The organism is Candidatus Methylomirabilota bacterium (genome assembly GCA_036002485.1).
Taxonomy (GTDB): domain Bacteria; phylum Methylomirabilota; class Methylomirabilia; order Rokubacteriales; family CSP1-6; genus AR37.
Map to the genome: position 1 here is coordinate 1 of DASYTI010000153.1, position 11,820 is coordinate 11,820.

10 protein-coding genes are annotated in these 11,820 nt (G+C 67.8%); 4 read left to right on the forward strand and 6 right to left on the reverse strand.

Going from position 1 to position 11,820, the window contains the following annotated elements; translation table 11 throughout:
• The 4 genes from VGT00_14770 to VGT00_14785 all read left to right on the forward strand — a co-directional run.
• The coding region (locus VGT00_14770) for an ABC transporter substrate-binding protein (GenBank protein ID HEV8532681.1) at window positions 1-1,154 on the forward strand (1,154 nt) is incomplete at its 5' end.
• A 130-nt stretch (window positions 1,155-1,284) separates the two neighbouring features.
• Entirely contained in the window at window positions 1,285-2,250 is a 966-nt protein-coding gene (locus VGT00_14775) for an ABC transporter substrate-binding protein (GenBank protein HEV8532682.1), read from the forward strand.
• Window positions 2,251-2,403: 153 nt separating this feature from the next.
• The gene (locus tag VGT00_14780; GenBank protein HEV8532683.1) at window positions 2,404-2,829 is read left to right on the forward strand and encodes a nuclear transport factor 2 family protein; all 426 of its coding nucleotides are present in this window, start codon (window positions 2,404-2,406) and stop codon (window positions 2,827-2,829) included.
• A 114-nt stretch (window positions 2,830-2,943) separates the two neighbouring features.
• Window positions 2,944-3,969: an ABC transporter substrate-binding protein gene (locus VGT00_14785; protein HEV8532684.1), complete on the forward strand. Its 1,026-nt coding sequence runs from the start codon at window positions 2,944-2,946 to the stop codon at window positions 3,967-3,969.
• A gap of 83 nt (window positions 3,970-4,052) precedes the next feature.
• On the opposite strand, the gene VGT00_14790 is transcribed toward VGT00_14785, so the two are convergent.
• From VGT00_14790 to VGT00_14815, 6 genes are all read right to left on the reverse strand, one after another.
• Entirely contained in the window at window positions 4,053-6,335 is a 2,283-nt protein-coding gene (locus VGT00_14790; GenBank protein HEV8532685.1) for a xanthine dehydrogenase family protein molybdopterin-binding subunit, read from the reverse strand.
• On the reverse strand, window positions 6,332-7,531 hold the full coding sequence (locus VGT00_14795; GenBank protein ID HEV8532686.1) for a polymer-forming cytoskeletal protein: 1,200 nt from the start codon (window positions 7,529-7,531) through the stop codon (window positions 6,332-6,334). The genes VGT00_14790 and VGT00_14795 overlap by 4 nt, the downstream gene beginning before the upstream one ends.
• Window positions 7,532-7,860: 329 nt before the next feature.
• Window positions 7,861-8,025: a hypothetical protein gene (locus tag VGT00_14800; GenBank protein HEV8532687.1), complete on the reverse strand. Its 165-nt coding sequence runs from the start codon at window positions 8,023-8,025 to the stop codon at window positions 7,861-7,863.
• On the reverse strand, window positions 8,022-9,167 hold the full coding sequence (locus VGT00_14805) for a response regulator (GenBank protein HEV8532688.1): 1,146 nt from the start codon (window positions 9,165-9,167) through the stop codon (window positions 8,022-8,024). Before VGT00_14805 ends, VGT00_14800 begins: the two co-directional genes overlap by 4 nt.
• On the reverse strand, window positions 9,164-9,529 hold the full coding sequence (locus tag VGT00_14810) for a response regulator (GenBank protein ID HEV8532689.1): 366 nt from the start codon (window positions 9,527-9,529) through the stop codon (window positions 9,164-9,166). The genes VGT00_14805 and VGT00_14810 overlap by 4 nt, the downstream gene beginning before the upstream one ends.
• On the reverse strand, window positions 9,526-11,820 hold a 2,295-nt coding region (locus VGT00_14815), incomplete at its 5' end, for a GAF domain-containing protein (GenBank protein ID HEV8532690.1). The genes VGT00_14810 and VGT00_14815, both read right to left, overlap by 4 nt.

An 11,820-nucleotide genomic window follows, 5' to 3' on the forward strand; every position in this document is an offset into this window, starting at 1 on the left:
GAACCAGAGGCTATCGGGTCGTCATTGGTTTACGGTGGATCGCCTGCCCGGAACGACCAGGTCATCAACCCAAAGACGGCGAAAGGGCTCGGGCGCGCAATGCCGCCCACGCTCCTGCTGCGCGCGGGCCAGCTGATCGAATGAACCGGAGGACGTTCCTCGCTGGGCTGGCACTGGGCGCCGCGCCGTATGCCGCCTGCAGCTTGTCGACCGGCACGGCGGTCGTCCATGCCCAGCCTGCCGGGAGACTTCCTCGTGTCGTCGTCCTCATGCCAGGTGTCCAACAGGGGACACCGCTCGAGGCTGCCCAAGCTCTCAGAGAGGGCCTGCAGGCTCTCGGTTACGTCCATGGAAAGAACGTGATGCTCGAAGAGCGATGGAACGAGCGCGGGCCGGAGCACTGGCCGACCGTGGTCGCCGATGTGCTTCGCTCTGGAGCGGAGATACTCGTGTCCGGCTCTGGAGCCGCCACCCGCGCGGTGATGCAGGTCGCGTCGACGGTTCCCCTCGTGAGCCCTACCCTCAATTACCCCGTAGAGGACGGCTACGCGACAAGTCTCGCGCATCCAGGCGGCATCGTCACCGGGCTCACGCTCCTAACCCCGGAGCTGACTGCCAAGCGGCTGGAGCTGATCAAGAGCGCCGTGCCGTCGCTCGCCCGCATCGCGCTGCTCTCGCAGCCATTGACGGAGGCGGAGCGGCGGGTGCTGCGAGAAAGTGAGGCGGCGGCTCGCGCCCTCGGACTACATATCGCGCTCAGCCGCATCGTCCGAGACGGCACGGAGATCGACAAGGCGTTCGACGAGGCTGCCCGCGCCCGGGTCGGCGCCGTCGTCCTCGGCCAGGCGGCGCTGTTCGCAGGGGAGCGCTCACGCATCGGGGCCCTCGCGCTTCGCCACCGGTTGGCGACCATCGCAGGTGAGACGGGCTTCGCCAGGGCGGGAGGCCTGCTCGAGTACGCGCCGGACATCCCGGACAATTACCGCCGGGCGGCGGTCTACGTGGACAGGATTCTCAAGGGCGCTAAGCCGGGCGACTTGCCTATCGAGCAGCCGGTGAAGATCGGGCTCGTCATCAACCTGAAGACCGCCAAGGCACTGAGGCTGACGATTCCGCCGTCGCTTGTGCTGCGAGCGGATCAGGTCATTGAGTGATTGCGGCTGCCCAACATCACGCTCCAGCGGTCCGGGGCTCGCGTTGCTCGCACCCGGCCGCTGAGCGCGGGCGTTATGCCGACAACGGAATGAGGCGACGGCAAGGATGTCGATGAGGCGCCGCGAATTCATGACGGTGCTCGGCGGAATGGCTGCTGCGTGCCCGCTCGAGGCTCGCGCGCAGCCGCGCGCCACCCCAGTGATCGGATTCCTCAGCACCAGGTCAGCTCAGGAGGCTGACTATGTCACCACGCCCTTTCGCCAAGGTCTGAAAGAGTCCGGCTATGCCGAAGGCCAGAACGTGGCGATCGAGTTCCGCTGGGCAGATTTTCATTACGATCGACTGCCAGGTCTCGCAGCCGATCTCGTCAAGCGCCGCGTGGCCGTGATCGCAGCGGTTGGTGGCATTCACTCAGGACTGGCGGCAAAGGCGGCGACATCAACAATCCCTATTGTCGTCGTCAGCGCCGGCGATCCGGTTGCGTTTGGTCTCGTTCCCAGTCTGAGCCGGCATGGCACCAACGTGACAGGCGTAAGTATGATCACGGTCGCGCTCGCGCCGAAGCGACTGCAGCTGCTTCGCGAGTTAGTGCCCACAGCCGCTGTCATCGGGATGCTCGCAAATCCGACGAGCCCTTACTTTGAGCCCGAAACGAGAGACGTCCTCGATGCAGCACGCGTACTTGGACTGCAAGTCCATATCCTAAAGGCCAACACAGAGCGCGACCTCGACGCGGCCTTCGCGACGCTTGTCCGACGGCGGGCAGCCGGGCTCCTCGTAAGCGGCGATCCGTTCTTTGACAGCCAACGCGAAAAGCTCGTGGCGCTGGCAGCACGGCGTGCGGTTCCCGCGATCTACCAATGGCGTGAGTTCGTCGCACTTGGCGGCCTGGCGAGCTACGGGAGCAGTATTACCAACGCGTACCGTGAGGCAGGCACCTACACGGGCCGGATTCTCAAAGGTGAGAAGCCGGCGGACCTCCCGATCGTGCAGCCGACTAAGCTCGAGTTAGTTCTGAACCTCAAGACCGCGAAAGCGCTTGGGCTGACGATCCCGGCGTCGCTGCGGGTGCGGGCAGACGAGGTCATCGAGTGACTGGACACGCTGAAGACGTCGGAAGCTATGCACTGGTGGCCAGCTTCAGAGTGGCGGCATAACAGCAGGCTTGAGCGGACCGGCTCGACGCCGGCCGCTCAGCCTGAGCGCTAGCCGCTCACCGCAACGGGCATCTCACTCAGGAGGATTCGGATGAGTATCGCAGCTGAGCTCTTGCAACGACACATTCAGACACTGGTCGACGATCACCAGCAGTGGCAAAGGCTGATCGCCGACAACATTTTGTGGGAACTAGCTTACGCACCCGCCATCGGCCATCCGGCAAAGCTCTCGGGCCGCGACGAGGTGCTTCATCACGTTAGATGGTTCCTGAGAGCGGTCGAAAACTTTCGCTTCATCGATCCAAAGGTCTACGCGTTTACAGACCCGCAAGCCGCCGTGGCACAAGTCAAGGCCGAAGCTTTGATCAAGCCCACCGGCCGCATCTACCGTCAAGAGTACGTCGTGTTCCTGCGTGCCGCTGGCGATAAGATCACATACCTCCGGGAATATTTTGACCCAACGCGGGCGGCCAAATCGATGGATGCAACGATTCTCGATCTTGAACCGTGGTTCTAAGCCGCGGTGGTTCGACCTCCGGCTAACAGCAGGCTGGAGTGGCCCGGCTCGACGCCGGCCGCTCAGCCTGGGCGTTCGCCAGCAGAGCGGGGCATCATTCGACGAGGGATCGTCATGAAACGGATAAAGATGAATCCGTTTTGGCGCTGGCCTGTTTCCATTGCTCTTCTTTGGCTTCTCCCCGGTGCCCAGGCCATCTCTGCGCAGACGAAGGTCTCGATCGCCAATCTCATCGTGAGCTCGAGCCACCTCCCGCTCTGGATCGCGCACGAGCAGGGACTCTTCGCGAGGCAGGGGATCGACGTGGAGCTTCTCATTGTGGAGGGCGTGGACGCTTCCCGCCGGATCGCAGGGGACATTCCCTTTGGCGTCATTGGCATCCCCGCGGCGATATCCGCGGCGTCCGAGGGACGAGATCTGAAGGTGCTGGTTACGCTGGATGCCCCTCGCGTGACCGGCCACCTGGTGGCCGGGCGTGACATCAAGACGGCGGATGCCCTTCGCGGAAAGCGGCTGGGCGTCAACCGGCTAGGCACGGACGCCTGGATCCACTCGATCCTGGCCCTGGACCACCTCGGACTGGATCCTCAGCGGGACGGAATCAGCTTCGTCGAGATCGGGAACGTGCCGCAGCTCGTGCAAGCGCTCGAGGCCGGGGGAATCGACGCGGTGGTGATCGATCCCGGTCAGAGCGCCCAGCTGAGGGGCAAAGGCTTCTCGCTGCTCCTGGACATGTACCCGGCAAATATCTCGGGTGTGCAAAGCGCGCTGGTCGTCGCCGGCGCGTACTCTCGTCAACACCCGGACGTGGTCGAGAAGGTCGTGGCCGGGCTGGTCGAGGGCATCGGCTTCAGCCTTGCGCCACGGAATGAAGAGATCGTTCGGAAGACGCTGATGGCCCGCATGAAGATCTCGGCGCCCGCCGCGGCCGAGAGCGGGTACCGAAACTTCCTGTCGCGGGCGAACCGCAAGCCATACGCCTCGATCACCGCGATGCGGAACATGCAGCGGGTGATGGCGCTCAACGACCCCAAGGTGCTCAGCGTGAAGATCGAGGACCTCGCCGACGATCGCTTCGTGCGCAAGCTCGATGAGAGCGGTGCCATCGATCGTCTCTACGAGAGCTACGGAGTCAAGTAGACGGGGACGGTGCGTGGGTCAGCCAGAACCCATGGGCGACACGTAAAGAGTGGCCGGGAAGGACATGGCAGCGTCGATGTCCACTAGGGCTGCGTGGCGGTGGCTCCCGCCGTGGCCGCCTCGACGGCGGCGCGCACCCGCGCCGGGGTAACGGGAATCTCGCTGAGGCCGACGCCGAGCTCGCGCAGGGCATCGCACACGGCATTGGCGATGGCGGCGCCGAGGCCCGGATTGCCGCACTCCCCCACGCCGCGGAGGCCGAGGGGGTTGGTCTGCGCCGGCACTTCCTGGAAGAACGCGTCGATCACGGGCATGTCGGCCGCGCTCGGCAGCGCGTAGTCGAGGAGCGAGCCCGTGAGGAGCTGGCCCGCCCCGTCGTAGCGCAGGCTCTCGTGCGTCGCGTTGCCGATCCCGAAGGCCGCGCCCCCCACGAGCTGGTCCTGGACGAGACGCGGGTTGACCGCGCGGCCCACATCGGCGCCGACCACCACGCGGCGCAGCGTGACGACACCGGTCTCGGGATCGACGTCGGCGATGACGGCGACGCCGCAGCCGGCATAGGTGACCTTGGGGACTTTGAAGGAGGCGTCCACGGCCAGGGACTGCCGTGTCGCGAGCTCGCCGAGGGTCAGCGAGCGGCCGTTGGCGGAGAGTCGGCCGGCCTCGTAGCTGACCGAATCCTCGGCGACGCCGAGCGCCTCCGCGGCTCGTCGCCGCGCTTCCGCGATGAGCTTGTCGCCCGCCATCTGCGCGGCATTGCCGGCGGTGACCGTGGCCCGCGAGCCATAGGTGCCGACGCCGCTCTCCACGGCGGCCGTATCCGGGTGGCGCACCTCGAAGCGATCGGCGGGGAGCCCGAGGGCGCCTCCGAGGATCTGGGCGAGCACCGTCTCGAGCCCCGGGCCCATGGACGAGGCGCCGGTGTCCACGGTGAAGCGGCCGTCGGGGCGGGCCTCGACGCGGGCGGTCTCGAAGGGCCCGAGCCCGGTCTTCTCCACGTACATGGCGAGCCCGATGCCGCGCCGGATGCCCCGGCCGGCGAGGGCGCGCTGCTCGGCGCGGGCGGCGTCGTAGCCGAGCCGCTCGAGGAGGCTCGCGAAGAGCGCGGGGAAGTCTCCCGAGTCGTAGACGGTGGGCACCCCGAAGGAGACGGTGCCGCAATCGTAGGGCATGTCGGCGGCCACGAGCAGATTGCGGCGGCGGATCTCCGCGGGATCGAGGCCGAGCCGCGTAGCCGCCGCGTCCATGAGCCGCTCGCGGGCGAAGTTGCACTCGGGTCGCCCCGGCGCGCGGAGCGTGCCCACCGGGGTCTTGTTGGTGACCACGCTCCAGAGATCGCAGACGTAGTGAGGCACGCGATAGGGCCCGGGGAGAAGCGCGGCGCCGAACTCGGCGGGCAGGAGTGCCGCCGTCCGCACGTAGGCGCCGATGTCGGCGTGGATGACCACGCGCATGGCGCGGATCCGTCCGTCCGCCTCGAAGCCGATCTCGAGATCGTAGGTGGCCTCGCGGGCGTGGTTGGCCGCGGTCAGGTTCTCGCGCCGGCTCTCGACCCAGCGCACGGGGCGGCGGACCTTGAGGGCGGCCAGCGGGACCAGAATGTCCTCGGGGTAGAGCTCGCCGCGGACGCCGAAGCCGCCCCCCACGTCGACCTCGGTGAGCCGGAGGGCGCCCGGGGGCATGCCGAAGATGGGCGCCAGGATATTGCGGTTGATGTGGATGCACTTCGTGGACCCGATCAGGTGCATCTCGCCGCCGGTGACGCCCGGGGGCACCGCCACGAGCCCGCGCGTCTCGACGGCGGCCGCGGTCTGGCGCGCGTGGCGAAAGCGCTCGCGCACGAGCAGGGCGGATCCCTCCAGTCCCCTCTCGCCATCACCCACTCGCATCTGGATGAGGGCGACATTGTTGGACGCGCTCGACGGGAAGAGGCGCGGCGCCCCCGCGGCGAGGGCGGCCTCGGCCGAGACCACCGCGGACAGGGGCTCGTACTCGACGGCGATGCGCTCGAGGGCATCCTCGGCCAGGTAGCGGCTCTCCGCCACCACGAGCGCGACGGGCTCCCCGGCATAGCGCGCGACGCCGCGGGCGATGGCGGGCTGCAGAAACGTGGCGGTGCCCTCGGGGGCGGGCACGCGATTCGGAATGACGGCTGTCTCGGGAACATCGGCGCCGGTGAGGACAGCGAGGACACCCGGCATGGCCAGGGCTCCCCGCGCGTCGATCCCGACGATACGCGCATGCGCATGCGGCGAGCGCAGCACCGCCGCCTCGGCCATGGCGGGCAGGCGCACGTCTCCGACGAAGCGGCCGTTCCCCGTGAGCAGCCCCTGCGCGCCGAGCCGGGTCAAAGGCTTACCGATCATGCGGTGGTGTCTCGATGCCGCTCGCGAAGGAGGACGGCCTCACTCTCCTCGATGGCCTCCGGATCAACCCAGTGGCGCCAGATGTCCAGGCTCAGGGCGCCCAGACCCATCAGCACCGCCACCGCCATGAGGGCTCCGCCCACGTAGGGCAGCTGATTTACCAGAGCCATGACCCCCAGGGCCACCACCAGGCACAGCACGCGCATCGGCTTGGAGTGCCGAAAGCGCGGCAGGAAGGCGCGGGCGCCCACGTCGCCCAGGAAGAAGGCGGTCACGAGAAAGCCCATCAGGAGCGAGGCGAGGTAGGCGAGAAAGAGGATGAGCCCGAGCGGAATGCCGAGAATGGTGAACATGGTCAGAATGGCGGCCACGGGGACGGCGACGCAGAGGAGGGCCCCGAGTCCGAGGCTCTTGAGAGGATCCGAGCCGATGGTCTGCGAGGCCAGGAGGGTGAAGCGCGGGAAGAGCAGGTAGAGCACGATGCCCGTCACGATGAGCCCGGCCATGAACAGGAGCCGCGAGACGGTGACGAGCGCCGTCCCCGTTCGGGCCAGCGTGCGCGGCAGCTCGGGCAGGTTGTGGGTGATCGCGCCCTCGATCTTGGCCTGGGTCGAGATGCGGGCATCGCGAGGGCTCCAGTACGTGAGGCTGCCCTTCACGCGGGCCGTGGGCAGCACCTCGACCTCCTGGGCCACGAGCTCGACGTCGCCCTGCACCTCGCCCCCGAGGACCACGACGGCGCCCGCCGCGTAGAGGGTCTTCACGATGGTGCCGGCCATGCGCACCTCGCCCCCGACCAGACGAGCGCGTCCCTCGATGACGGCCTCGGGGGTGACCACCACGGTGCCGCCGGCCGCATTCAGGTTGCGCACGACGCGCCCGCTGATGGTGACGGCGCCGCCCCCCGCCCGCACATTCCGCATCACGGTGCCCCCGATCACCACGGAGCCCGCGGCCGCCATGAGATTGCCTTGCACGCGCTTGCCGTTGACGACGCGGCCTCCCCCCGCCACCAGATCGCCCTCGACATCGGCCTGGACATCGACGCCGCCGCCGAAGGCGTAGACATCGCTGGCTACGGTCTGGCCGACCTCGGGGTCGGCGGCCCCCGCCCGCACCGGAGACAGCAGGAGCAGGCCGACCATGACGAGCGTCAAGCCGGGGGCCGCGATCCCGGAGACCAGGCGAAAGGGCATCGGCGCAGTCTCTGCCGGGATGCTCGACGTCGTCAAGCCGGCCCTCTTGCCCGGTTTATGCGCGAACACCTGACCCCCTCACCGACTCAGCCCTCGCCTCGTCGCCCGAGGCGGGCGTCTCGGCTCGAAGTGCGGCCCTCTCCCCCACTGGGGGAGAGGGCTCAAGAGAGGAGCGTAGCGAGAGTGTTCTCTCATCCCTCTCCCCCGCCGCGGGGGAGAGGGCCGCACTTCGAGCTGAGCGGCGCCGCCGCGAGGCGAGGGCTGAGTAAATCAGGGGGCCGTACGACGAGAGAGTCTCCTTCACGAATAGTCCAGGCTAGGCGTGCTCTCTAGGCGAGACGGGCGAGACAGGGCAGATTGCGATACTGCTCCTGGGCATCGAGACCGTAGCCCACCACGAAGACATCCGGGATCTTGATGGCCGGGGTCAGGTCTTGAAATCCGGCAGCGCGCCGCCGCCGCGCTTCGATACCCATTCGAACGTGGCAATTCAAGGTCTGACCTCCTTCAAGCCGATGACCTTGAAGGTCGGGACGGGCCTGAGCAGGCCCTTGAGGCTGAGCGCACCGACCTCCTGGCACTCGATCAGATCCTCCAGCGCCCCGGCCATTCGTGATGAGATGAGAATCTGGCCGCCCTGGGCCTCGCCGCAGAGGCGCGCGGCCAGGTTGGTGACCGTGCCGATGGCGCCGTAGTCCCAGCGCCCTTCGAAGCCGATGGCGCCGATAGTGGCGTAGCCTTCGGTGATCCCCACGCCCAGCGCGAGGTCGTAGCCCCGCTTGCGCCAGCCCGCGCTGAGACCATTGACCCGCTCACGCATGGCCACGGCCATGCGGATCGCGCGCTCGGCCGGGTTCGGCAGCGGCAGAGGGTCGTTGAAGAAGATCATCATGCCGTCCCCCGTGAAGCGCTCGAGGGTGCCCTCGTGCTCCATGATCAGCTTGCCCATCTCGGCGTGGTACTCGCGCAGGACGGTCATCACTTCCTCGGGCTCGGCGGTCTCCGCGAATGCGGTGAACCCCCGGAGGTCCAGGAAGACGACCGTCACCTCCCTGCGGTGGGTCTGGAGCGGGTCGTCGGCGCCGCCGGCCACGATCAGCTCGGCGAGCTGGGGGGAGAAGAAGCGCTTGAGCCGCCCGAGCCGCTCGAGCTGTCGCACTTGGTCCGTGACCCGATCCTCCAGAGTCCGGTTGAGGACGCTGAGCTCGCCCGCCTGGGACTCGAGATGCGCCGCCTGCTCCTGGACGGTGTCGTGGAGCGCTTTGATCCTGAGCATGGACTTGACCCGCGCCACGAGCGCCGCCTGGTCCACGGGCTTGGTCAGATACTCGTCGCCGCCCGCCTCGAGCCCGGCCACTACGTCCTTGGAATCGGTGCGAGCCGTGACGAGGATGATCGGCATGAATGGGAGCGCCGGGTCTTTGCGGAGACGGCGGCAGACCTCAAGACCGTCCAGCTTGGGCATCATGACGTCCAGCAGGATCAAGTCTGGCTGCTTCTCGCGCGCAAGGGCGAGCGCCGCCTCCCCGTCCACCGCCGTGAGGATCTCGTAGCCGTGAACGGCCAGGCGCGTCTGGAGGATGTCGAGGTTCATCGGGTTGTCGTCTGCGATGAGGATGCGGGGCGGTGTCCTCACGGCACGTACTCGCGGATCTTGGCCAGGAGGGCCCGGGGGCTGAAGGGCTTCGTGACGTAGGCGTCGCAGCCGGCCTCGCGCGCCTTGACGTCGTCGCCGCTCAAGGCGTACGAGGTGACGGCGATGATGGGGATCGCGCGAAGCGCCGGATTGGCCTTGATCCGGCGCGTGGCTTCGTAGCCGTCGAGCCCCGGGAGCTGGATGTCCATCAGGATGAGATCGGGTCGATGGGTCCCGGCCATGGTCACGCCGTCCTCGCCCGTCACCGCCTCGATCACCTCGTAGCCCGCCGGCGTGAGGAGGTCGCGGACGATCCGGCGGTTGTCCTCGTGGTCTTCGATCAGCAGGATGCGCCGGCTCATGAGGCCTCCGCCATCCGCTCGACGCGCACGGGCAGCGTGAAGGAGAAGGTCGAGCCCATCCCCGGCGTGGACGCGACCCAGATCCGCCCGCCGTGAAGCGCGAGGATGCGCTTCGCGATGGAGAGACCCAGCCCCGTGCCCCCTTTCTTCCGCGTGTTCGAGGTGTCGGCCTGCTGGAACTCCTCGAAGATGCGCCCCTGGTCCTCCGTGGCGATGCCCGGGCCCGTGTCGGACACGGAGATCAGGAAGCTGCCGTCCGAGGCCTTGGCCTCGATTCGTACCTCGCCCGCATCGGTGAACTTGACGGCGTTACCGACCAGGTTCAGGAGCACCTGGCTGATCCGTCGGTCGTCGCCCCGGGCGAGCGGGAGGTCCGGCTCGAGCGCGACCCTGAGCCCGAGCCCCTTTTCCGCGGCCAGCGGCTCGACGGCCGTCACCACAGTGTGGATGACCTCGGTCAGCGAGTAGTCGGCCAGCGAGAGCGTGAGCTGCCCCGCCTCGATCTTGGAGAGGTCGAGGACGTCGTTGATCAGCGCGAGGAGGTGGCGACCGCTGCGGTCGATGCGCGCCATGGTCTCGCCGGCCTTCTCGGGCAGCGCGCCATAGATGCCGTCGAGGAGGAGCTCGGTGTAGCCCAGGATCGCGTTGAGCGGCGTGCGGAGCTCGTGGCTCATGTTGGCCAGGAACTGGGACTTGTGTCGGCTCGCGACCTCGAGCTGCCGGCCCTTGTCCTCGATCTCGTGGAAGAGGCGCGCGTTCTGGATGGCCAGCGCCGACTGGGTCGCGAAAGTCTTGAGCGCCTCGATGATCTCCGCCGAGAACTCGCCCGGCGTCTTCCGGATGAGGATCAGGCTTCCGATGACCTCATCCTCCCGCAGGAGCGGCACGGAGAGCGCCGCCCGATACCCGGCCCGGATGACCACCTCGCGCACGCTGCTATCGTAGATGCCCGGCTGCGTGATGTCGGCCACCTGGAAGGGCTCCCGCATCTCCGCAGCGCGTCCCGAGACTCCTTCGCCCTTCCGGATGGGCATACGTCGCATGGCCTCGCCGAAGTCCCCCTCGAGATTGTCAGTCGCCCGGACATGGAACTGCTCGGTCGTCGCGTCGTACTCGTAGATCAGGCACCCGTCGGCGCCGGCGAGATCCCGCGCCCGCGACACGACTGTCCGGAGCACCGTCTCCACGTCGAGCGTCGAGCTGACCGCCCGGCTGAGCTCGCCCAGCGCGGTCAGTTGCTCGACGGACTGGGTGAGCTCGTGCGTCCGTGCCTGCAGCTCCTCGAACAGCCGCACGTTCTCGATGGCGATGACGGCCTGGTCGGCGAAGGTCTGGAGGAGGGCGACCTCCGCGTCGGTGAAGGGGCGAACCTCCGCACGCAGAACGGCCAGGTTACCGAGCGACTTGCCCTCGCTCAGCAGGGGTATCTCTGCGCAGCTGTGAACCGTGTTGAGCTTGAGCAGCTCGAGCGTGTCGGGGTACTCGCTCTCGGCAATGAGCATGATGTCGTCGATGATGATCGGCCTGCGATCCAGAACCGCGCGCCCTCCCGGGAAGCGGCGCGTGAGGGGGAGGGGGTGCCCCACCAAGCCCTTCATCTGCGAGCCTGCGTGGGCGGCATTGTAAAAGCGGTCACCCTCCAGCCGCTCGATCACGACATCGCTCGCGACACAGAGGCGCACGGCGCTCGTCGCGATCGCATCCAGCACCGGCTGCAGTTCCGTCGGCGACTGGGCGATGATCCGGAGCACGTCGGAAGTGGCCGTCTGCTGCTCGAGGGCATTGGTCAGGTCGCGGTTGCGCGCCTCCAGCTCCTTGAACAGCCGCACGTTCTCGATGGCGATGACGGCCTGATCGGCGAACGTCTGGAGCAGCGCGATCTGCTTGTCCACGAACGGATCCACCTCGGTGCGACGGAGCACGAGCGCGCCGATGGCCGCCCCCTCCCGCAGCAACGGAACCCCCACGGTCGTTCGGTGGCCCTCAGCCTTGGCGCGGGCTGCCGTGTCAGGGAACTCCTCAGTCTCCGCTTGGACGTCAGCCAGGTGAACTACCCGCCGCTCGAGCACGGTGCGCCCCGCGACGGAGCCCCGCACGAGTGGGATCGAGGAGCCCGCGGGACCGGGGATCGGACCGTAATGGGCGGGAAACCGAAGGTTGTCCCCCTCGACCTGGAACAGAATCACGTCGTAGGCTCCGCAAAAGCGCGCGGCGCTGGCGACGACCGTGTCCAGCACGGGCTGGAGATTCGTCGGCGAAGTGCTGATGACCCTCAGGATCTCGGCCGTGGC

Bases quoted from the DNA above. Each gene is read 5' to 3' on its own strand.
- VGT00_14775 (HEV8532682.1), top strand. From the start codon at position 1,285: ATGACGGTGCTCGGCGGAATGGCTGCTGCGTGCCCGCTCGAGGCTCGC.
- VGT00_14780 (HEV8532683.1), top strand. From the start codon at position 2,404: ATGAGTATCGCAGCTGAGCTCTTGCAACGACACATTCAGACACTGGTC.
- VGT00_14785 (HEV8532684.1), top strand. From the start codon at position 2,944: ATGAAACGGATAAAGATGAATCCGTTTTGGCGCTGGCCTGTTTCCATT.
- VGT00_14790 (HEV8532685.1), bottom strand. From the start codon at position 6,335: ATGATCGGTAAGCCTTTGACCCGGCTCGGCGCGCAGGGGCTGCTCACG.
- VGT00_14795 (HEV8532686.1), bottom strand. From the start codon at position 7,531: ATGCCCTTTCGCCTGGTCTCCGGGATCGCGGCCCCCGGCTTGACGCTC.
- VGT00_14810 (HEV8532689.1), bottom strand. From the start codon at position 9,529: ATGAGCCGGCGCATCCTGCTGATCGAAGACCACGAGGACAACCGCCGG.